The sequence below is a fragment of the Nonomuraea sp. NPDC049269 genome (assembly GCF_043197155.1).
GTDB lineage: Bacteria > Actinomycetota > Actinomycetes > Streptosporangiales > Streptosporangiaceae > Nonomuraea.
Genome location: NZ_JBICSO010000007.1, coordinates 218,503 through 240,147 on the forward strand (window position 1 = coordinate 218,503; position 21,645 = coordinate 240,147).

16 protein-coding genes and 1 riboswitch are annotated in these 21,645 nt (G+C 71.2%); of the genes, 12 read left to right on the forward strand and 4 right to left on the reverse strand.

The window, feature by feature from the left end:
• Positions 1-52: 52 nt before the first annotated feature.
• From ACGFNP_RS36600 to ACGFNP_RS36610, 3 genes are read right to left on the reverse strand one after another with little or no spacing between them, the layout of a single operon-like run.
• On the reverse strand, positions 53-1,159 hold the full coding sequence (locus ACGFNP_RS36600; protein ID WP_358317999.1) for an ABC transporter permease: 1,107 nt from the start codon (positions 1,157-1,159) through the stop codon (positions 53-55).
• Entirely contained in the window at positions 1,152-2,735 is a 1,584-nt protein-coding gene (locus ACGFNP_RS36605; protein ID WP_358317998.1) for a sugar ABC transporter ATP-binding protein, read from the reverse strand. The genes ACGFNP_RS36600 and ACGFNP_RS36605 overlap by 8 nt, the downstream gene beginning before the upstream one ends.
• Positions 2,735-3,391, reverse strand: coding sequence for a DUF2291 family protein (locus tag ACGFNP_RS36610; protein ID WP_358016476.1), 657 nt, complete (start codon positions 3,389-3,391; stop codon positions 2,735-2,737). The genes ACGFNP_RS36605 and ACGFNP_RS36610 overlap by 1 nt, the downstream gene beginning before the upstream one ends.
• A gap of 275 nt (positions 3,392-3,666) precedes the next feature.
• Here ACGFNP_RS36610 and ACGFNP_RS36615 point away from each other — a divergent pair, with 275 nt between their 5' ends.
• From ACGFNP_RS36615 to ACGFNP_RS36670, 12 genes are all read left to right on the forward strand, one after another.
• Positions 3,667-5,304: an FAD-dependent oxidoreductase gene (locus ACGFNP_RS36615; protein WP_393326582.1), complete on the forward strand. Its 1,638-nt coding sequence runs from the start codon at positions 3,667-3,669 to the stop codon at positions 5,302-5,304.
• The gene (locus ACGFNP_RS36620) at positions 5,305-6,816 is read left to right on the forward strand and encodes an FGGY-family carbohydrate kinase (RefSeq protein WP_393326584.1); all 1,512 of its coding nucleotides are present in this window, start codon (positions 5,305-5,307) and stop codon (positions 6,814-6,816) included.
• Complete coding sequence (locus ACGFNP_RS36625) at positions 6,813-7,598, forward strand: triose-phosphate isomerase (RefSeq protein ID WP_358317994.1); 786 nt, start codon at positions 6,813-6,815, stop codon at positions 7,596-7,598. The genes ACGFNP_RS36620 and ACGFNP_RS36625 overlap by 4 nt, the downstream gene beginning before the upstream one ends.
• Before the next feature lie 36 nt (positions 7,599-7,634).
• On the forward strand, positions 7,635-8,441 hold the full coding sequence (locus ACGFNP_RS36630) for a DeoR/GlpR family DNA-binding transcription regulator (protein ID WP_358317993.1): 807 nt from the start codon (positions 7,635-7,637) through the stop codon (positions 8,439-8,441).
• A 159-nt stretch (positions 8,442-8,600) separates the two neighbouring features.
• Entirely contained in the window at positions 8,601-10,130 is a 1,530-nt protein-coding gene (locus ACGFNP_RS36635) for a M28 family peptidase (RefSeq protein WP_393326588.1), read from the forward strand.
• 91 nt (positions 10,131-10,221) lie between these two features.
• Positions 10,222-12,093 carry a cytochrome c oxidase assembly protein gene (locus ACGFNP_RS36640; RefSeq protein ID WP_393326591.1) on the forward strand — a complete coding sequence of 624 codons (1,872 nt, stop codon included), beginning with the start codon at positions 10,222-10,224 and terminating at the stop codon, positions 12,091-12,093.
• A gap of 58 nt (positions 12,094-12,151) precedes the next feature.
• Positions 12,152-12,300, forward strand: a riboswitch (adenosylcobalamin (AdoCbl) riboswitch).
• Positions 12,301-12,489: a CbtB domain-containing protein gene (locus ACGFNP_RS36645; protein WP_214640246.1), complete on the forward strand. Its 189-nt coding sequence runs from the start codon at positions 12,301-12,303 to the stop codon at positions 12,487-12,489.
• Between the two features lie 8 nt (positions 12,490-12,497).
• Positions 12,498-13,247 carry a CbtA family protein gene (locus ACGFNP_RS36650; RefSeq protein WP_393326593.1) on the forward strand — a complete coding sequence of 250 codons (750 nt, stop codon included), beginning with the start codon at positions 12,498-12,500 and terminating at the stop codon, positions 13,245-13,247.
• Positions 13,248-13,252: 5 nt separating this feature from the next.
• On the forward strand, positions 13,253-13,807 hold the full coding sequence (locus tag ACGFNP_RS36655) for a histidine phosphatase family protein (protein ID WP_393326596.1): 555 nt from the start codon (positions 13,253-13,255) through the stop codon (positions 13,805-13,807).
• A complete protein-coding gene (locus tag ACGFNP_RS36660) occupies positions 13,804-15,948 on the forward strand; it encodes a magnesium chelatase subunit D family protein (protein ID WP_393326599.1) in 2,145 nt (714 codons plus the stop codon). The genes ACGFNP_RS36655 and ACGFNP_RS36660 overlap by 4 nt, the downstream gene beginning before the upstream one ends.
• 1 nt (position 15,949) lies before the next feature.
• Complete coding sequence (cobO, locus tag ACGFNP_RS36665) at positions 15,950-16,552, forward strand: cob(I)yrinic acid a,c-diamide adenosyltransferase (RefSeq protein ID WP_393326601.1); 603 nt, start codon at positions 15,950-15,952, stop codon at positions 16,550-16,552.
• Between the two features lie 8 nt (positions 16,553-16,560).
• Positions 16,561-18,042 (forward strand): cobyrinate a,c-diamide synthase, encoded by a 1,482-nt coding sequence (locus ACGFNP_RS36670; RefSeq protein WP_393327498.1) that lies wholly within the window; start codon positions 16,561-16,563, stop codon positions 18,040-18,042.
• Here ACGFNP_RS36670 and cobN read toward each other — a convergent pair.
• A complete protein-coding gene (gene cobN / locus ACGFNP_RS36675; protein ID WP_393326603.1) occupies positions 17,997-21,617 on the reverse strand; it encodes a cobaltochelatase subunit CobN in 3,621 nt (1,206 codons plus the stop codon). The genes ACGFNP_RS36670 and cobN overlap by 46 nt on opposite strands.
• Positions 21,618-21,645: the final 28 nt, after the last annotated feature.

Genomic DNA, 21,645 nt, shown 5'->3' on the forward strand with positions numbered 1-21,645 from the left:
CGAACACTGGTAGTGCAGACGGCGCGCAGCGGGCCGTCCGGGGTACGTCGGGTCACACCGGGGCGGTCATGCGCTCCGACGGCTTGGGGGGTGACAGCGCGGCCTTGGCGGACCGGCGCTTCTGGAGGGTCTGCTGGAGCTGGTCCAGCGCGACCGCGATGATGATCACGGCGCCCTTGATGATCTGCTGCCAGAACTGGGAGACCCCGACGAGGACGAGGCCGTCCACGAGGAAGCCGATGACGAAGGCGCCGATGAGGGTCCCGCGGATCGTGCCGCGGCCGCCCGAGAGCGCGGCGCCGCCGATCACCACGGCGGCGATGGCGTTGAGCTCGAAGAACTCGCCTGCCGCCGGGGTGGCCGAGGACAGATCGGCCGTCAGGAGCAGGCCGACGGCCGCCGCGCACAGCCCGGACAGGAGGTAGATGCGGGTCTTCACCTTTTTGACCGGGACGCCGGACAGCTCGGCCGCGCGCTCGTTCCCGCCGGTCGCGTAGAGCCAGCGGCCGAACGGGCTCTTGCTGAGCACCACCGCGAACACCGCGGCGAACAGGATCATCGCCCAGACCGGCATGGGCAGTCCGAGAGGCGAGCTCTTGAGGAAGGTGAGGAAGCCGGTGTTACCCAGGCCCGCCTGCCCGCCGAGCTTGGAGAACGGGGTGCCGTTCGTGATCAGGAGCGCGACGCCGCGGGCGACGTACAGCATGCCGAGCGTCGCGATGAACGGCGCGACCTTGAGCCTGGTCACCACCAGCCCGTTGACCCACCCGGCGAGGGTCCCGACGCCGAGGGAGACGACGATCACGACCCAGACGGCGGGGTAGACGAAGAGGTCGAGGCTGTTGAGCTTGAGTCCTTCGAGCAGCATGCCGGCGATGACGCCGGACAGGCCGACGATCGAGCCGACCGACAGGTCGATGCCGCCGTTGAGGATCACCAGGAGCATCCCGATCGCCAGGATCGCGTTCATCGCGACGTGCCGGGTCATGACGATGAGGTTGTCGGCGCTGAGGAAGTTGGGCGACAGCAGTGAGAAGACGACCACGATGAGGAGCAGCGCGAGCAGCGCCCGCCCCTCGATCATCAGGGCCCTGGTGTTGATCTTGCGGAGGGCGCGCGGCGCCGTCGCGTTCACGGCGGCCTGGCTCAACTCACTCACTGGCGGTTCCCATCGGCTGGATGCCGACCTCGGATTCTCCGGAGGCGGCCATGATCTCTTCACGTGAGGCTGTGCGCGGGTCGAACTCCCGGACGACGCGGCCCTTGGACATCACGACGATGCGATGCGACGCGGTGATCGCCTCGCCGATCTCACTGGTCACGTAGAGGACCGCGAGGCCCTTGCGCGCCTCGCGGAAGAGCAGGGAGAAGATCTCGCCCTTGGCGCCGACGTCGATGCCGCGGGTCGGCTCGTCGAGAAGGAGCACCTTCGGGCCGGTGAGCAGCATCTTGCCGATCACCACCTTCTGCTGGTTCCCACCGCTCAGCGACGTGATCGGCGCGGCGGGACCGGCGGTCTTCACCCGGACCTCGGAGATCCCGTCCCGGATCCGGGCGGCCTCGCGTCCACGGGAGATGAAGCTGGAGACGACGAAGGATCGTGTCATCTCCAGCAGGCTCGACAGGGACAGGTTCTGGCCGACGGACATCGACTGGACCAGCCCGTCACGCTGCCGGTCCTCGGGGACGAGGCCGATACCGAGGTCGATCCGCTCCGCGATGGACGTGCCGGAGAGGTCCCGGCCACCGAGCTCCACCCGGCCGGAGGCGATCCCCCCACGGCCGGCCAGAGCCTCGACCAGCTCGGTCCGGCCGGCGCCCATGAGCCCGTACAGGCAGACGATCTCGCCGTACCTGACGTCCAGCGAGACGTCGTTGACGGCGAGGCGGCCCTCCCCGGTGGCGTCGACGACCTTGAGGTTGCGGATGCTCAGCGCGACGTCACCGCGGTCCCGCTCCGCGTCGCGGAAGTCGTACTCGGCGGCTCGCCCGACCATCTTGCCGACCACCCAGGACAGGTCGATATTGGCCGCGTCCTCGGTGGCCACCAGCTCGCCGTCGCGGAACACGACCGCGTGATCGGAGATCTCGATCGCCTCCTCCAGGTGGTGGGAGATGTAGACGATCGCGACCCCGTTGCCGGTGAGGTCCTTAATGACCTTGAAGAGGACCTCGGCCTCCGGGGCGCTGAGCGCGGAGGTGGGCTCGTCCATGATCAGGATGCGGGCGTCGAGCGCCAGGGCGCGGGCGATCTCGACGATCTGCTGCTGCCCGATGCGGAGGTCGGCGACGAGGGTGTTGGGGTCGATGTCCTCCTCGAGCCGCTCCATGAGCCGCTGCACGACCTTGCGCTCACCGCGGTAGTCCACCGTGCCGAACAGGCCCCTGTGCTCCCGGCCGATGAAGATGTTGTCGCGCACGCTCATGTTCGGGCAGAGGTTGAGCTCCTGATGGATGATCGAGATGCCCTGCTCGACCGCCTGGTTGGGCGAGCTCAGCTCGATCCGCTTCCCATCGAGTTCGAGGTGTCCCGAGGTCGGGGATTCGACGCCGGCGATGATCTTCATCAGCGTCGACTTGCCAGCCCCGTTCTCGCCGAACAGGACGGTGACCTTGCCCCGGTGCACCTCGAAGTTGACCCCCTTGAGGGCCTGCGTCGCGCCGTAGTGCTTGGTGATGTCCACTGCCCGCAGGACGACGTCGGACCGGTCGGGGCTCGCGGCTTCGCGGAACATCAGCCCGCCACCTCGATCTTGACCGGAGTGACGAGGTAACTGCCCTCCGGGCCGGTGTTGGTGACGTAGACGGCGACCACCGACGCCTTCGCGCCCCGCGCCGCGGCGACGTCGACCTTGCCGGCGACGTCCGCGAGCATCCTGGTCTTCAGCTCGTTGGCGACCTGCTGATAGTCGGTCTGGTTCTGGAAGTCCTTGAACTTGAGGGTGCCGGGGACGTCGCGCAGGGCCGTGCCATTGGCGGCCTGGCCCACCGCGACGCGGACCACGCTGCCTTTGGGCAGCCCCGCCACGTCGACGGTGAGAAGACCCGCTTCGGCTTCGGTGATCTTGCCGGTGAAGCGCACCGGGATCGCGTACTTGTCGGTGCCCGCGATGTTGCCGTACTTCTTGCCGGCGGCCTCGGGGTCGGCGGCGACCGCGGTGGCGACCTCCTTGAGGTCCACGGCCTTCGCCTCAACGGCGCTCACGATCTTGGGGTACTGGGCGGCGGCGAAGTCCTTGGCGTTGAACTCCGCGGGGTTGAGCGCGGTGACCTCTTTCCCGGACAGGAACCTGGTGTCCATGGCCATGGCGACCAGGACGGCCACGATCACGACAGGCCAGACGAGGCGCGCGAGCAGGCGAGGCGGGCGGGCGGCGGCTGCGGTGCTCATCGGACTCGGGGACTCCTTTCCGGGAACGCACAGGTGAGAGGCGACACGGGGGGCGAGATGCGGGGTGCCTGTCACGCGTTCATGGGAACGTAACAGAACATAACGTTATCTATCAAGATTTTTTTGTTATGTACGCCAACGGATCTCTAGAAACTGTGACTCAGGTCACATCATGCTAGATTTATCACGCGGCTCGCGATAGTGTCCTCGCGATTTCATGTTAGAAATAACGCCGCGTATCTCATACAGACATGAGATGATCCCTCAGGAATGTGATGAGCAGCTCCCGACACCGCTCCCTCCAGCGCCTTCAGCACGAGTTCGACCTGCTCGTCATCGGTGGCGGTGTGAACGGGCTGGGCATAGCGTGGGACGCGGCCGAGCGCGGCCTGTCGGTGCTGGTGATCGACAAGGGAGACTGGGGAAGCGGCACGTCGTCGTGGTCGTCGCGCATGATCCACGGCGGGCTCAAATACCTGGACAAGCTCGAGGTGGGACTCGTCCGCGAGTCACTGCGGGACCGGGAGTGGCTGCTGCGCCGCGCGCCACACCTCGTCGCGCCGCTCCGGTTCGCGCTTCCGTTCTATCGGAACAACGCGCACCACCGCTTCGCGTTGCGCGCGGGGATGGTGCTCTACGACGCCCTCTCCTTCGACAAGTCGCTGCCGATCCACCGCACCTACGGGCGCAGGAAGACCACGGCCCTGCTGCCCGGCCTGTCACGGGACGGCCTCCAGGGCTCGGCGGTCTACTACGACGCGCAGGTGGAGTACGCCGAGCGGCTCTCCGTCGAGATCATGCTCGCCGCGCGGGCGGCCGGGGCCACCACGCTCAACTACGCCGCGTCCACCCGGTTGCGGGTCGAGCACGGCCGCGTGGTCGGGGCGTCGGTTCGCGACGTGATCACCGGCACGGTGCACGAGGTGGCGGCGCGTTTCACCGTCAACGTGGCGGGGCCGTGGGCCGACTCCGTCCTGTCCGGTTCGCTACCCGCGCCCGAGCGGCTGATCGGCGGCACCAAGGGCACGCATCTTGTCGTGGAGCCGTTCCCCGGCTCGCCCGGCTGCGCGATGTACTACGAGGCGCTCAGCGACGGCCGCCCCCTCATGGTGATCCCCTGGCTCGGCAGATACCTCATCGGGAGCACGGACGAGCGGTTCGAGGGCGACCCCGGCACGGTCGGGGCCGACCGGGGGGAGATCGACTACATCCTCGCCGAGACCAACCGCCTCTTCCCCGCCGCGAACCTGAGCGAGGACAGCATCCTGTACACCTACACAGGAGTCAGGCCCCTTCCCTTCGCGGCGAGCGGCGACCCCGGAGACATCACGCGCAAGCACATCCTGCACGACCACAGGCCGGGGCTCGACGGGCTGCTCTCGATCGTCGGCGGCAAGCTGACCACCTTCCGTACGCTCGCCGAGCACGCCGTGGACGAGGTGAGCGGCCGTCTGAGCAGGAGGACGGCGTCGCGGACCCGCGGGCTCGACCTCCCCGGCAGCCCACCCGAGGGATCAGAAGAGTTCGGGCGCGCGTTCGAGCGGGAGAGTGAGCTCCCGGCCGCCGAGGCACGCCGGCTGGCGCGCGTGTACGGCGCCCGCGCCCGCCGGGTCGCCGCCCTGATCGCCTCGTCCGATGCCCTCTCCCAGACCGTCGTCCCCTCGATCGGGCTGCGGGCCGGCGAGGTCGTCTTCACGATCAGGGAAGAGGAGGCCGTCAGCCTCGCCGACGTGCTCGCCCGCCGAACCATGATCGGCCTGGAGCCCGACCTCGGCCAGGGAGCCATGGACGCGGTGGCCACCGTCTGCGCCGCCGAACTCGGCTGGGACGACGCGGAGACCGCCCGGCAGAAGGCCACCTACCTGGCCTACCTCCGGAGGTTCCGCGAACTCGAGCCGCGGTCCGTGGTCTAGATGGGACCCTGCCTCCTCGGCGTCGACGCCGGATCCACCGTCACCAAGGCCGTGCTCTTCGACGAGACCGGCCGTGAGATCGGCCAGGCCGCGCAGCGGGTGCCGCACAGCTACCCGCGCCCCCACCACGTCGAGCGCGACCAGGACGAACTGTGGGAGGTGACCTGCTCGGTCATCCGGGAGGTCGTCGACACGACCGGCGTCCGGCCCTCGGAGGTCGCGGGCGTCGCGGTCACCTCCCACGGGGACGGGATCTACCTGGTCGACGAGCGAGGCAGGCCGACCCGGCCGGGCATCCTCTCCCTCGACACCCGCGCGGCGGGCCTGGTCGCGGACTGGGAGCGCACCGGCCACTGTGGCGCGGTCCTCCCGCTCAGCGGGCAGAAGCCCTGGCCGGGCTCACCGGTCTCGGTGCTCGCCTGGCTGCTGCGCAACGAACCGGACGTCATGGCCCGGACGGCCTACGCGCTGCCGGGCAAGGACGTCATCAAACAGCGACTCACCGGCGTCTTCTCCACCGACCCGACGGAGTCGAGCCTGTCCTTCACCAACGTGTACTCGCAGGAGTACGACCGCGAGACGCTGCGCGTCTTCGGGGTCGAGGAGCTGTTCCGACTGCTGCCGCAGGTGATCCCCTCCCATGAGGTCGCGGGTGAGGTCACCGGCGCGGCGGCGGAGCGGTGCGGCCTCCTCCCGGGCACGCCGGTCGCCTCGGGGGCGCACGACGTCGACTGCGGGGCCATCGGCATGGGTACGGTGCTCCCCGGCCAGCTCGCGATGATCGCGGGCACTTTCAGCATCAACGAGGTCATCTCCGACGCGGCCCGGGTGGACGAGCGGTGGAACGCCCGCGCGTTCGTCGTACCGGGCCAGTGGATGAACATGTCGCTCTCCCCGTCGAGCGCGGCCAATCTCGAGTGGTTCGCCACCCGGCTCGCCGCCACCGACATGCGGGCGGGAAGCGCCGTCGGCCGGCCGTTCGGCTTCGTGGAGGAGGATCTCCGCGCGATCGAGTCGACCCCCAGCGACCTGGTCTACCTCCCCTTCCTCTACGGCTCCCCCTACCCGGTGGACGCGAGTGCGGCCTTCGTCGGACTGCGCGGGTGGCACGAGCGCGGCCACCTGCTCCGCGCGGTGATGGAAGGGGTGGTCTTCAACCACCGCCACCACGTCGACGCGCTGCGGGACGGGTTCGACGTCACCGACATCCGGCTCACCGGCGGGGCCGCCAACAGCGCGCGGTGGGTGCGGATGTTCGCCGACACCTTGGCCGCGCCGGTGGGCGTGAGCACCGTGCGGGAGGCGGGCGCGCTCGGCTCGGCCATGCTCGCCGGCATCGCGGCCGGCCTCTACGCCGACCTGCCGCAGGCCGCCGCGGCGGTCGGCACGGAGCCCGTGATCTGCGAGCCAACTCCCGGCGGTGTGGCGCGGCAGGAGGAGAACTACCGGCGCCACCAGCGCGTCGTGAAGAAGATGACGGCCGTCTGGGCCGAGCTCGAGGAGAACCGATGACGTGGATCGGCACCAGCTGGAAGATGAACAAGACGCTGGCCGAGGCACGCGCGTTCGTCGACGGTCTCGTCGCCGCCCGGAGCGCGCTCGACGGGGTCCGGGCCTTCGTCATCCCGCCGCACACCGCCATCGCCGCCGTACGCGAGCGCCTGCCGTCCGACGTCCCCCTCCTCATCGGCGCCCAGAACGCGCATTGGGCACCCGCCGGGGCCTACACCGGCGAGGTGTCGATGGGGATGATCGCCGACGCGGGCGCGACGCTCGTCGAGATCGGCCACTCCGAACGCAGGGAGTGCTTCGGCGAGACCGACGAGACCGTGGCGCTCAAGGTCGAGGCCGCCGTCACGGCGGGTCTCACGCCACTGCTGTGCGTCGGCGAACCGGCCGGGGTACGCGCCGCCGGAGGGGAGAACGACTGGGTCGCCGGGCAGGTGAGCCGGGGGCTCTCCCGGATCGCCACGCATGACCGGCACCGGGTCGTCGTCGCCTATGAGCCCGTCTGGGCGATCGGCGACCTCGGCCGGGAGGCACTGCCGCACGAGATCGCCCCCGTCATGGCGATGCTGTCGGCCCGCTTCGGGCCCGATGGGGAGGCGCCCAGCGGGGTCGCGGCCGTTCTCTATGGGGGAAGCGTCAACCGGCTCAACGCGGCGGCGTTGCTCGGCGTACCCGGAACCGACGGCCTGTTCGTCGGCCGCGCCGCGTGGGACGTCGCGGAGTTCGTGGAGTTGGTGCGCATCGGGGCTCGGGCCGGTGCGGCGGGACGGCTGGATACGAGATAGTCGGAGGCGGGATATCCCGATCCGGCAGGAGGTGCGATGAAGGAACTGCCCGCGGAGGGCCGCCTGGATCGGCAGCGAGCGCGCCAGCGCGCGATCGCCGCGGACGTGATGGCGGATGGCTCGGTCCGCATCGAGGCACTCGTGGAGAAGCACGGGATCAGCCTGATGACCGCCCACCGCGACCTCGACGCGCTCGTCGCCCGGGGGATCGTCCGCAAGAGCCGGGGCGTGGTCACCGCCCTGCCGTCCAGCCTCGTCGAGGCCAGCGACCTGTTCCGGCGCGGCCGTCAGCAGGCCGAGAAGGCGGCACTCGCCCGAGCCGCCTGCGCGTGGATCGAGCCGGGACACTCCGTCATCCTCGACGACTCCACCACCACCTTGACCCTCGTCCCGCTGCTCCGCGACAAGGCGCCCCTGACGGTGATCACGAACTTCGTGCCCGTCATCGAGGACCTCACCGGCGAACCGGACCTCACGCTCATCGCGCTCGGCGGCCGCTTCCATCCCTGGGCCAACTCGTTCATGGGGCACATGACCGTCGCGGCGATCCGCCAGGTGCGCGCCGACATCGTCATCATGTCCACCTCTGCCATCACCGACGACATCTGCTTCCACCAGACCGAGGAGACGGTCGACACCAAGCGTGCCATGTTCGACTCGGCGGCCACCCGGCTGCTGATCGTCGACCACACGAAGTTCGACCGCCGGGCCCTGCACGCGCTCGCCCCGCTGACCGACTTCGACCAGGTCATCGTGGACTGGCGGACGCCGGCGGAGCACGTGGAGCGACTGCGGCGCAAGGGCGTGGACGTCACCGTGGCACCCGCGTCACGCGGTCATTGACGTCCTGGTTGTTGGTAAAGACATGCCTGAGTAGGCAGATATCCGTTTTTCAGATGGTCGGCTCTTAGAATGACGTGATCATCTGCCTGGCGGTCGCCAGGTTCTTCCCGGCTGATGGTGTCCGGATCGCACTACACCCATGCCAGTTGGAGGAGCCCTATGCGTACCGGTGTCTACCGTGCCCTCGCCGTGGTCACGGCACTCACCCTCGCCCCGGTCGCCGCCCACGCCGACCCCGCCCCCTCCGAGCGGGAGCTGATCGACTCCGTCTCCGTCCCGATGGTCAAGCAGCACCTGGGGGCGTTGCAGGCCATCGCCGAGGCCAACCACGGCACGCGCGCGGCGGGCACCGGCGGCCACGACGCGTCGCGCGACTACGTGGCCGCCAGGCTCAAGAAGGCCGGCTACAAGGTGACCATCCAGCCGTTCGACTTCCCCTACTACGAGGAGAAGTCCACCGCGCTGATGGAGCAGATCTCCCCCGACCCCGAGCTGTACGCCCCGACCCCGCCCGGCGGCTCCCCCCTCGGCGACTTCGCCACGATGAACTACACCGGAGCCGGTGACGTCACCGCGACCCTGCAGAATGTCGACCTGATCCTGCCGCCCGGCCCGACAGCGAACACCTCCACCTCCGGCTGCGAGGCCGCCGACTTCGCCGGGTTCACACCGGGCAACATCGCGCTGTTGCAGCGCGGCACCTGCACCTTCCTGGTCAAGGCGCAGAACGCCCAGGCGGCCGGCGCCGTGGCCGCGATCATCTTCAACGAGGGTCAACCGGGCCGGACCGCGACTCCGCAGGGCAACCTCAGCACACCCGTCTCCATCCCGGTCGTCGGCGCGAGCTTCGCGGTCGGCGAGGAACTGTCGTCCCCCGCGGGCACGGTGGTCCACCTCAGGACCGACACGATCAGCGAACTCCGCACCACCGACAACGTGCTCGCCGAGTCCACGTGGGGCGAGTCGAAGAAGGTCGTCATGTCCGGAGCGCATCTGGACTCCGTGCCGGCCGGACCGGGCATCAACGACAACGGCTCGGGCAGCGCCGCGCTCCTGGCCGTCGCCGAGGCGCTCGGCAAGGTCCCCACCAGGAACAAGCTCCGCTTCGCCTGGTGGAGCGCCGAAGAGCTGGGCCTGCTCGGCTCGACGTTCTACGTGCACAGCCTGAGCGCCGCCGCCCGGAACAAGATCAAGCTGTACCTCAACTACGACATGATCGCCTCACCGAACTACGTCTTCAACATCTATGACGGCGACGACTCGGACGCCACGGGCGCGCCGGCCGGCCCGCCCGGGTCGGACGAGATCGAGAAGCTCTTCGAGAAGTACTTCGACACGCTGAGGCAGAGCCACAGCGGCACCGACTTCGACGGCCGCTCCGACTACGGCCCGTTCATCGAGGCGGGCATCCCGTCCGGCGGCCTGTTCACCGGCGGCGAGGGCATCAAGACGGCCGAGGAGGCGGCCCTCTTCGGTGGTACGGCGGGCCAGCCCTATGACGCGTGCTACCACAAGGCCTGCGACACCGTGGCCAACATCAACGACCGGGCCCTCGCGTTGAACACCGGCGCCATCGCCACCGCCACCGTGGTCTACGCCTACAGCGGCGACCTTCCCGGCCCGGCCGCCGCCGCGAAAGCCGCGGTCGCCGCTGATGATGCTGAGCTTGTTGGCAGAGTCGCGCGATAAATCTGGGTCGAACCTCGATAAGGGCGCGGACGTACCCGTCCATAGGGGACGCTTGCCCAACTGAGGGATGCTCCCGACAAAGGAGGACGCGGTGCTGTTACCCGGGCGTCGGGCTCTCTTGTACGGAGGCCTGGCCATCGCGGTCGGCCTCCTGGCGCTGGCCGTCGCCCTGTGGATCGGCGGAGGCGGACCGCCGCCGCCGATCAAGGGGCTGCCGACTCCCGGCCCGTTGACCGTCTGGGGACTGTCGGTGACGCGACTGGCGCTGGACCTTTGCTCCATCGCCACGGTGGGAGCACTGGTCGCCGGAGTGGTCCTCGCCCCCCGCGACGCACCGGAGGCGAACGCCTGCGTACGCGCGGCCGGCTGGTGGGCGCTGGCCTGGGCGGTCTGCGCGCTGATGACCTACCTGCTGACGCTGTCGAACATCCTCAGCATGCCGGCGAACGAGGTCCTCGGCGACTTCACCCTGTTGAACTTCGGCACCACCCTCCCCCAGACGCAGGCCATGCTCGTCGTGACGTGCACGGCCACGGTCGTGGTGCTCGCCTCCTCCCGGATGAAAGAGGCCGGCCTGCCCCGGTGGACGGGGGTCGCCTTGCTGGTGACCGCCGGGTTCGGCCTGCTTCCTCCGGTCTACGTCGGCCACGCCGCGTCGGCCGGAGATCACGACATCGCGGTCTCCGCGCTCATGACGCATCTGCTCGCGGCGGCCGTCTGGGTCGGCGGGCTGGCGGCCGTGCTGGTCCACTTCCGGAATTCGGACCGGCTCGCGAGCGTCGTGGCCCGGTTCAGCACGCTGGCCCTGTGCTGCTTCGTCGCGGTGACGGTGTCCGGCGTGGCCGGGGCCTGGGTCCGGATGGACTCGGTGCCGCAACTGTGGACGACCCGGTACGGTCTGCTCGTCCTGGGCAAGGTGACGGCGCTGGTGGCCTTGGGCGTGTTCGGGATGATCCACCGCCGCCGCACCATCGCCGCGATCGCCGAACGTACGACACGAGGCACCTTCACCCGGCTGGCCGCCGGCGAGTTGATGGTGATGGCCGCGGCGACGGGACTGGCCGCCGGCCTGTCGCGCTCCGCGCCACCCGCCATCGGCGGCCACAACGACCTGCTGGGCTACGACCTGGCGCCCTACTCGATCGGCGCGCTGATCACCGAGATCCGGCTCAACCCGCTGGTCCTGCTCGCCCTGGCGCTTCCGGCCGCCGGTTATCTGGCCGGGGTGCGCAGGCTGGCCCGTACCGGCGACCCGTGGCCGGTGGGCCGTACGCTCGCCTGGTTCGCCGGGCTGGCGGTGCTGGCGGCGGTGCTCGTGGGCGGCGTGAGCGGCTACGCGCGGGCGATGCCGTCGGCGCACGCCCTGCAGTACACGGTGCTCAACGTCATCGGGCCGCTGCTGCTGGCCTTCGGGGCGCCGCTGACCCTGACCGCGCGGGCCATCACCCCCGGATCGCAGTACGGCGACCTCGCCTCGGCGCTCCTGCGCAGCCGCCTGGCCGCGCGGCTCACTCATCCGATCGCCGCCCTGGCCCTTTACGTGCTGCCGGTCGTCGTCCTGTACGGCACCGGCTGGCTGGCCTGGTCGACCGCCAACCAGGCGGTCCACCTGCTCACCCAGGTGCTGTTCTTCGGCACCGGGCTGCTGTCCTGCTGGCTGCTGGCCGGGGTCGATCCCCTGCCGCGGCCGATCACGCGGCGGGATCGCGCGTGGGTGCTCGCGGCTGTCGTCGCGGTACAGGTGGTGGTCGGCCTGTTCCTGCTGGCCGGGCCGGTGCTGGGCCAGGAGTGGTTCTCGCAGGTGGCTCCGCGCGGCGTGGCGAGTGTGGCGGCCGACCAGGGGCTGGCCGGCCTGGTGTACCTGGTCCTGCCTGTGCCGGCTCTCGCCGCGCTGGCCGTACGGCTGACCCGGTCGCGGAAGACCGCACTCAAGCTTGTCGCCCGCGTGGACGTGCCGGTGTGAGCTCTGTGAGCTGCGCGTTCATGGTGTGCGTGTTGACGCGAACGGGATGAAGGGATACGTTCCGGTAGATTTCACGATTGGCCAAGGGAAATCCGGTGAGAAGCCGGTGCGGACGCGCCACTGTATCCGGGACGTAGATCCCGGGAGCCAGGTCGCTTGGCCACCGTGACCTCGTTTGTTGGGACGCGTCATCCCTGAGGAGGCACTATGAGTGGCCTGACCACTCCCACGTCCGTTCCCTTCCCCCGCCTGCGCCCATGGCTGCTGGCCGTACCCCTGCTCCTGTTGGTGGCCTATCTGGTCCTGATGGACAACGGAGCGATCTCACAGACCGGCAACTACCTCCACGAACTCATGCACGACGGGCGGCACCTGCTCGGCGTGCCGTGCCACTAGGGGTCGGCGTGGTGCGCACCCTGCTGGTCAGGGGGCTGCTTCTGGGCCTGCTGGCCGGGCTGATCGCCGGTGGTTTCGCGTTCGCCTTCGGCGAGCCGAGTGTGGACAGCGCGATCGCCCTGGAGGAAGCCGCCCAGCCGCCCGCGGCCGAGGCGGCCGGTCACAATCATGGAGAGGAGGCGGTGGTCAGCAGACCCGGCCAGAAAGCCGGGCTGTTCCTGGCCACCGGGTTGTACGGGCTGGCCGTGGGCGGAGTGTTCGCCCTGGTGTTCGCGGGGTTGCGGGGGCGGGTCGGCCCTCGCTCCGAGGGCGGGCTCGCGCTGGCCGCCGCGGCCACCGCTTTCGTGGCCATCATTCTCCTTCCATTCCTGAAATATCCCGCCAACCCACCAGCGGTCGGCGATCCGGAGACGATCAACAGCCGCACCCTGCTCTACGTGATCATGATCGGGGTCGGGCTGGCCTCGACCGCGATCGCGGTGGCGAGTGGGCGGCGGACGCAGGGCGGGCCGTGGGCACGCTGGCTCGTCACGGTGGTGACGTTCCTGGTGCCGGTGATCGCCGCCTGGGCGCTGCTGCCCGCGGTCAACGAGGTGCCCGCGAACTTCCCCGCGACCTTGCTGTGGGAGTTCAGGCTCGCGTCGCTGGGTACGCAACTGGTCTTCTGGACCGCGTTCGGCGTGCTCTTCGGCTGGGCCTGCGATCGAGCGGCCCGCCGCCCGGCCGCGGTTCCCGTCGCGGTGCCCACACCGAGCTGAGAGAGGTGCTGTTCGTACGGCAGGCCGGCACACCGGGAACGCGGTCGGCCTGCTTCCCCATGGACGAGAACGCCGACCCGTCGAGCCTAGCCAGAGCCGCCGCCCTGGCCAGGGCCAGATCCTGGACGGGTCTCGCGCTGGTGGCCCCGGCCAGGGCCGCCGATCAGACCGCCGCCGCCATGGGACTGCGGCCGTCGGTGGTCCAGGCTCTCGCGGAGGCCGATCACGGCAGTTGGCGCGGCCTGCCGTACGCGAAGGTCGCGGAGGCCGAGCCGGACGCCCTGGCGAGCTGGCTCGCCGACCCGCACGCCACGCCCCACGGCGGGGAGAGCCTGGCCGCGCTGGCGGCCCGCGTCGCGGCCTGGCTCGACGCGGAACGCCGGTCCCCCGCCATCGTGATCTGCGACGTGGGAGTGATCAGGGCCGCCCTTGGCCACGCGCTCGGGCTGAACCCCCTGGTCACCACCCGCTTCGACCTGGCGCCGTTGTCCACCACCGAACTGTCCAGCACACGCGGCGGCTGGCGCGTCGCGCATGTCAACCGGAAGGCCACCCTTTGATCGTCACCTACCCGTTCAGCGCCGTCGTCGGGCTCGCGGACCTGAAGCTGGCGCTGGTGCTCAACGCCGTCTCGCCGCGCGTGGGCGGCGTGCTCGTACGCGGCGAGAAGGGCACCGCCAAGTCCACCATCGTCCGCGCGCTGGCCGCCCAGCTCCCGCCCGTGGACGTCGTGGCGGGCTGCCGCTTCGCCTGCGATCCCGCCGCACCGGGCGACGAGTGCCCCGACGGGCCGCACGAGCCGGGCGAGCAGTGGCTACGCCGCCCCGCCTCGCTGGTGGAGCTGCCCGTCGGCGCCTCCGAGGACCGCCTGGCCGGCTCGCTCGACGTGGAGCGGGCGCTGACCGAGGGCGTGAAGGCGTTCGAGCCCGGCCTGCTGGCCGCCGCGCACCGCGGCGTGCTCTACGTGGACGAGGTGAACCTGCTCCACGACCATCTGGTGGACCTGCTGCTGGACGCGGCCGCCCTCGGGATCTGCTACGTCGAACGCGAGTCGGTGTCGGTACGGCACGCGGCCCGCTTCCTCCTGGTCGGCACCATGAACCCGGAGGAGGGCGAACTACGGCCGCAACTCCTCGACCGCTTCGGCCTGACGGTGGAGGTGAAGGCGTCCCGCGACCCCGCCGAACGGGCCGAGGTGGTACGGCGGCGCCTGGCCTTCGACGCCGATCCCGGCGCCTTCGCCGCCCGGTGGACGGCGGAGGAGTCTGCCCTGGCCGAACGGATCGCCCAGGCCAGGGCCAGGGTGCCCGGGGTGCGGCTGCCCGATGTCCGGCTCACGCAGATCGCCACGGTGTGCGCCGCGTTCGAGGTGGACGGCCTCCGCGCCGACCTGGTCACGGCCAACGCCGCCATCGCGCACGCCGCCTGGCAGGGCAGAGACGTCGTGACGACCGAGGACGTACGTGCCGCCGCCCGTTTGTCGCTGCCGCACCGGCGGCGGCGTGACCCGTTCGACGCGCCTGGTCTGGACGAGTCGCTGCTGGAGGACCTGCTGGCCCGGACGGGAGGAGACGACCCTCCCGACGGCTCCGACGATCCCGGAGGCGCCGACGGCCCTGGCGATCTTGGGGGTCCCGACGATCCCGGTGGTGCCGGAAGTCCTGGAGGTGCCGGTGGCGCCGACGATCGCGCGGCCTCCGGCGATCCTGCGGCCTCCGGCCCTGGCCGCCCGGACGGCGGGCCCGGAGACGCCGTGCCCGGCGGCCCGGCGGATGCGCACCTCCAGGACCCGGCGGGCTCGGCCGAGGAGCGACCCGGAGGCCCCAGCCGGGGCGCGTCCGGGGGCTCGGGTCAGGACGGGTCCGAGGATCCGGCGTCCTCAGCGGCGACGCCCGGAGGCGGCCAGGTGGCGGTGGTCGCGGAGCCGTACCGGGTGCCGCTGTTGAAGGTGCCGGGACTGGGCGAAGGCGTGGCGGGGCGGCGCTCGCGGGCACGGACGTCGCACGGCCGCGCCACCGGCTCGCGGTCGCCCGCCGGACGGGTCCGCGACCTCCACCTGCCGGCGACCATGCTGGCCGCGGCGCCGTACCAGAAAGAACGCGGACGCACCGGACCCGGCCTGCTGCTCCGCGAGGGCGACCTGCGCGAGGTCGTGCGCGAGGGCAGGGAGGGCAACCTCGTGCTGTTCGTGGTGGACGCGAGCGGCTCGATGGCCGCCCGCAAGCGGATGACCGCGGTCAAGACCGCCGTCCTGAGCCTGCTGCTCGACGCCTACCAGCGGCGGGACAAGATCGGCCTGGTCACTTTCAGGGGCGCCACCGCCGAGCTGGCGCTGCCGCCGACCTCGTCGGTCGAGGCGGGCGCCGCCAGGCTCCGCTCACTGCCCACCGGGGGCCGCACCCCGCTGGCGGCCGGGCTGGTACGCGCGGCGGAGGTGCTGCGGGTCGAGCGGTTGCGCGACCCCGCGCGGCGCCCGCTGCTGGTGGTGGTGACCGACGGCCGCGCCACCTCGGGCGGAGACGTGGACAGGGCCGCGGCCCTGCTCGGCGGTACGGCGAGCGTGGTCGTCGACTGCGAGAGCGGCCCGGTCCGGCTCGGCCTGGCCGTCAGGCTGGCGCGCCGGCTCCGGGCGCCGGCCATCTCGCTCGACTCGCTGTCCGACCTCGGCTCGGTCGTACGTGACTACAGGAAGGCGGTCTGACATGCCGCAGGGCAGGCCCGAGGTCGTCCCGGACGACGGACTCACCACGCGGCAACGCCGCACCAGGCCGTTGCTCATGGTGCACACCGGCCCCGGCAAAGGGAAGTCGACGGCGGCCTTCGGGATGGCGTTGCGGGCCTGGAACCAGGGCTGGCCGATCGGCGTGTTCCAGTTCGTGAAGTCGGCCAAGTGGCGCATCGGCGAGGAACGGGCTCTCACCGTACTCGGCGCCACCGGCGAGGGCGGTCCGGTGACCTGGCACAAGATGGGCGAGGGCTGGTCGTGGATCCAGCGGCCCGGGACGGAGGAGGACCACGCCGCCGACGCGCGCGAGGGCTGGGCGCAGATCAAGCGCGATCTGGCCGCCGAGACGTACCGCTTCTACGTGCTGGACGAGTTCACTTACCCGCTGAAGTGGGGGTGGCTCGACCTGGACGACGTACTGGAGACGCTCACCACCAGACCGGGCAGCCAGCATGTGGTGATCACCGGCAGGGACGCGCCCGAACGGTTGCTGGAGACGGCCGATCTGGTGACCGAGATGGGTAAGGTCCGCCATCCCATGGACGCCGGGCAGAAGGGGCAGAAAGGCATCGAGTGGTAGTCCCGCGCCTGGTCATCGCGGCGCCCTCGTCGGGCAGCGGCAAGACGACGGTGGCGACCGGCCTGATGGCCGCGCTGCGGGCTCGCGGGCTGGCGGTCTCGCCGCACAAGGTGGGGCCCGACTACATCGACCCCGGCTACCACGCGCTCGCCACCGGCCGTCCGGGGCGCAACCTCGACCCGTTTCTGGTCGGTGAGGAACACGTGGTGCCGCTGTTCGCGCACGGTGCCGCGGGGTGCGACATCGCGGTGGTCGAGGGTGTGATGGGCCTGTTCGACGGCAAGGGAGAGACGGACTTCGCCTCGACCGCGCACGTCGCCCGCCTCCTAGGCGCGCCGGTGGTGCTGGTCGTGGACGCGGCCAGGCAGAGCCGGTCCGTGGCCGCCGTCGTGCATGGTTTCGCCACGTTCGATCCGCGGGTGCGGGTGGGCGGGGTGGTGCTCAACCGCGTCGGGTCCGACAGGCACGAGGAGCTGTGCCGGGCCGCACTGGCCGAGGCGGGAGTACGGGTGCTGGGCGCGATCCGCCGCGACGACGCCGTCGCCACGCCCTCCCGGCACCTCGGCCTGGTGCCCGCGGCGGAACGAGCGGCCGAGGCGGTGTCCACGGTGGACCGGCTCGGCACGCTGGTGACCCGCTCGTGCGACCTCGAAGCCCTGGTACATCTGGCCCGCTCGGCACCTCCACTGACCGACACTCCCTGGGACCCGGCCGCGGCGATCGGGGAGCTGACCAACGAGGTAGCGGGCGGGATGACCCGCGAGGCGACCGGCGGGATGACCGCCGGGGTGACCGGCGAGGTGACCGCCGGGGCGACGGGCGGGGTGACCCGGCAGGCGGGCCGTGGTCCGGATCGGGCTGTGGTGGCGGTGGCGGGTGGGGCGGCGTTCACGTTCGGCTATGCCGAGCACGTAGAGCTGTTGCGGGCGGCAGGGGCCGAGGTGGCCGTGTTCGACCCGCTGCGCGATGAGGCCCTGCCCGCCGGGACGGGCGCGGTGGTGATCGGCGGCGGGTTCCCCGAGATGTACGCCGTGGAGCTGTCCGCCAACGAACCGCTGCGCGCGCAGGTGGCGGCCTTCGACGGCCCCATCGCGGCGGAGTGCGCCGGACTGCTGTACCTGTGCCGGGAACTGGACGGGCAGCCGATGTGCGGACGGGTGCCCGGCGTCGCCCGGATGAGCGACCGGCTCACGCTGGGCTACCGGGACGCGGTGGCCGTCCGGCGATCGCTGCTCACCGAGCCGGGCGAGCGGTTCAGCGGACACGAGTTCCACCGGACCGTGGTCGACTGGGCCGTGGCCGAACGGGCCACGGTCGAACGAGCCGCAGTCGAACAGGCCGGCGAGCCGCTCTTCCGCTGGGCGGGCGGCGCCGACGGGTTCGGCGATCCGCTGCTCACCGCGTCCTACCTGCACCTGCACTGGGCCGGCAGCCCGGCGTCGGCTCAGCGGCTGGTGTCGTCCTCCAGGTCACCCTCGGTCTTGAGGTAGACCTCCCGCAGCCCGTCCATGACCTCCGGGTCGGGATGCGCCCACATGCCCCGCTCGGCGGCCTCCAGCAGGCGTTCCGCGATGCCGTGCAGCGCCCACGGGTTCGACTTCGCCATGAACGCCTGGTTCTCCGGATCGAGCACGTACGTTTCCGTCAGCTTGTCGTACATCCAGTCGGCCAGCACCCCCGTCGTGGCGTCGTAGCCGAACAGGTAGTCCACGGTCGCGGCCAGCTCGAACGCGCCCTTGTAGCCGTGCCGCCGCATCGCGGCCAGCCACTGCGGGTTGACCACCCTGGCGCGGAAGATCCGCGAGGTCTCCTCGGACAGCGTCCGGGTGCGTACGGCGTCGGGGCGGGTGCTGTCGCCGACGTAGGCGGCCGGTGCCTTTCCGGTGAGCGCGCGGACCGTGGCGACCATGCCGCCGTGGTACTGGAAGTAGTCGTCGGAGTCGGCTATGTCGTGCTCGCGGGTGTCGACGTTCTTGGCCGCCACGGCGATCCTGCGATAGGCGCTCTCCATGTCGGGCCGGGCGGCGACGCCGTCGAGGTCACGGCCGTAGGCGAAGCCGCCCCAGACCGCGTACACCTCGGCCAGGTCCGCGTCGTCGCGCCAGTTGCCGCTGTCGATCAGCGGCAGCAGACCGGCCCCGTACGCGCCGGGCGCGGAGCCGAAGATCCGCATCGTGGCCCTGCGCTCGTCGCCGTGCGCCTCGGTGTCGGCGGCGACGTGGGCGCGGACGTAGTTGTCCTCGGCGGGTTCGTCCAGCCCGGCGGCCAGCCGTACGGCGTCGTCGAGCATGCTCACCACGTGCGGGAAGGCGTCTCGGAAGAAGCCGCTGATGCGGACGGTCACGTCGATCCTGGGACGGCCCAGTTCGGCGAGCGGGATCGGCTCCAGTGTGGTCACCCGGCGGGACGCCTCATCCCATTCGGGGCGGATGCCGAGCAGGGCCAGCACCTCGGCCACGTCGTCGCCGGCCGTACGCATGGCGCTGGTGCCCCAGACGGACAGGCCGACCGAGCGCGGCCAGTCGCCGGTGTCGGCACGGTAGCGCTCCAGCAGCGAATCGGCCATGGCCTGGCCCGTCTCCCAGGCGAGCCTGCTGGGCACCGCGCGCGGATCGACGGAGTAGAAGTTGCGCCCCGTCGGCAGAACGTTGATGAGCCCGCGCAGCGGGGAGCCGCTCGGCCCGGCCGGGACGTATCCGCCGTCCAGAGCGTGCAGGAGGTGGTCGAGCTCATCGGTGGTACGGGCCAGCCGGGGGACCACCTCGGTGGCGGCGAAGGTGAGGATCCGCGTCACGAGCTCCAGCCGCCCCATGGGGTGGTCAGCCTCAGCCGTCGTGAGGATCGTGCGGGCGATCTCCGGCGCCGCGTCCGGTGCCCAATCCCGTGCCTCCATCGCCTCCACCAGGGCGCGGGCGGTCGACTCGGCGGTGTCCACGCTGGTCAGGCTCGCCGTGCCGTCCTCGGCCAGGCCGAGCGCCTCCCGCAACCCGGGCAGGGTCTCCCTGCCCGCCCACATCTGCCTGGCCCGCAGCATCGCGAGCACCAGGTCCACCCGGACCTGTCCCTCGGGCGCCTGGCCGAGTACGTGCAGGCCGTCACGGATCTGCGCGTCCTTCACCTCGCACAGCCAGCCGTCCACGTGCAGGATGAAGTCGTCGAACTCGGTGTCGTGCGGCCGATCGGCCAACCCCAGATCGTGGTCCAGCCGGGCGGCCTGGATGAGCGTCCAGATCTGCGCCCTGATCGCGGGCAGCTTGGCCGGGTCCATCGCCGCGATCGAGGCGTGTTCGTCGAGGAGCTGTTCCAGCCGGGCGATGTCGCCGTACGTCTCGGCGCGGGCCATCGGCGGCACCATGTGGTCCACCAGCACCGCGTGCGCCCGCCGCTTGGCCTGCGTACCCTCGCCCGGGTCGTTCACCAGGAACGGGTACACGAGCGGCAGATCACCCAGCGCCGCGTCCGTGCCGCACGAGGCGGACATACCGGCCGACTTGCCCGGCAGCCACTCCAGGTTGCCGTGCTTGCCCACGTGCACCATCGCGTGCGCGCCGAACTCCTTCGACAGCCAGCGGTACGCGGCCAGGTAGTGGTGGCTGGGCGGCAGGTCGGGGTCGTGGTAGATGGCGATCGGGTTCTCGCCGAATCCGCGCGGCGGTTGCACCATCACCACCACGTTGCCCGCCCGCAGCGCGGCCAGCACGATGGCGCCCTCGTGCACGAACAGCTCGCCCGGTGGCGGGCCCCAATGGCGTTCCATGTCCGCGCGCAGGTCGCCGGGCAGCGTGCGGTACCACTGCCCGTAGGACTCCGCGGAGATGCGCACGGGGTTGCCCGCGAGATGCTCCTCGGTCAGCCAGTCCTGGTCCTGGCCGCCCGCGGCGATCAGCGCGTGGATCAGCGCGTCGCCGTCCTGCTCGGCCACGCCGGGAAAGCCGTCCCCCAGGTCGTAGCCCGCCTCGGCGAGTCTGGCGAGCAGTCGCACCGTGCTGGCGGGGGTGTCCAGGCCGACCGCGTTGCCGACCCTGGAGTGCTTGGTCGGGTACGCCGACAGCATCACGACCAGGCGGCGCTCGGCGGGCGGGGTGTGCCTGAGCAGGCCGTGCCGTACAGCGAGGCCGGCGACCCGTGCGGCCCGCTCGGCGTCGGCGACGTAGACCGTCAGCCCGTCCTCGTCGATCTCCTTGAACGAGAACGGCACCGTGATGATCCGCCCGTCGAACTCGGGGATCGCCACCTGGGAGGCGGCGTCGAGCGGAGACAGACCGTCGTCGTTCTCCTCCCACGCCTGTCTGCTGGTCGTCAGGCAGAGCCCCTGCAGGATCGGCACGTCCAGCTCGGCCAGCGCGCCCACGTCCCACGCCTCGTCGTCGCCACCGGCGCCCGCGGTGGCCGGACGGGAGCCGCCCGCGGCCAGTACGGTCACCACCAGCGCGTCCGCGGTACGCAGGAGGTCGAGCAGACCGGCCTCCGCGGTGCGGAGTGAGGAGCAGAAAATGGGCAGCGCCCGTCCGCCCTTGTCCTCGACCGCCTGGCACAGGGTCTCGACGAACGCGGTGTTGCCCGCCACGTGATGCGCCCGGTAGTAGAGCACGCCGACCACCGGCCCGCTCTCCCCCCGCGCGGTGCGCTCCAGGCGGCCCCAGGTGGGCGTGGGCTCGGGCCGGGCGAACCCGCGGCCGGTCAGCAGAACGGTGTCGGACAGGAAGGCGTGCAGCTCGGTCAGGTTGGCGGGCCCGCCGTGCGCCAGGTACGCGTGCGCCTCCGCGCAGACGCCACCGCTGACCGTGGACAGCTCCATCAGCTCGGCGTCTGGGGCCTGCTCGCCACCGAGCACCACCACCGGGCGCGGTCCCGCCAGCAGGTGGTCCAGCCCTTCCTCCCAGGCCCGGCGCCCGCCCAGCAGTCGTACCACGACCAGGTCGACACCCTCCAGCAGGGCGGGCAGGTCCTCGGCCGCCAGCCTGGCGGGGTTGCCCAGGCGGTAGGCGGCACCGCCGGCCCGAGCGCTCAGCAGGTCGGTGTCGGAAGTCGAGAGCAGCAGGACGGTATGGCTGTCGCCGAGCACGGCGCAATCCTCCCTCGGGGTCCTCGCC

Coding starts and splice junctions, on each gene's coding strand:
- ACGFNP_RS36620 (WP_393326584.1), top strand. CDS start 5,305: ATGGGACCCTGCCTCCTCGGCGTCGACGCCGGATCCACCGTCACCAAG.
- ACGFNP_RS36610 (WP_358016476.1), bottom strand. CDS start 3,391: ATGAGCACCGCAGCCGCCGCCCGCCCGCCTCGCCTGCTCGCGCGCCTC.
- ACGFNP_RS36630 (WP_358317993.1), top strand. CDS start 7,635: ATGAAGGAACTGCCCGCGGAGGGCCGCCTGGATCGGCAGCGAGCGCGC.
- cobO (WP_393326601.1), top strand. CDS start 15,950: ATGCCGCAGGGCAGGCCCGAGGTCGTCCCGGACGACGGACTCACCACG.
- ACGFNP_RS36605 (WP_358317998.1), bottom strand. CDS start 2,735: ATGTTCCGCGAAGCCGCGAGCCCCGACCGGTCCGACGTCGTCCTGCGG.
- ACGFNP_RS36645 (WP_214640246.1), top strand. CDS start 12,301: ATGAGTGGCCTGACCACTCCCACGTCCGTTCCCTTCCCCCGCCTGCGC.
- ACGFNP_RS36625 (WP_358317994.1), top strand. CDS start 6,813: ATGACGTGGATCGGCACCAGCTGGAAGATGAACAAGACGCTGGCCGAG.
- ACGFNP_RS36635 (WP_393326588.1), top strand. CDS start 8,601: ATGCGTACCGGTGTCTACCGTGCCCTCGCCGTGGTCACGGCACTCACC.
- ACGFNP_RS36615 (WP_393326582.1), top strand. CDS start 3,667: ATGAGCAGCTCCCGACACCGCTCCCTCCAGCGCCTTCAGCACGAGTTC.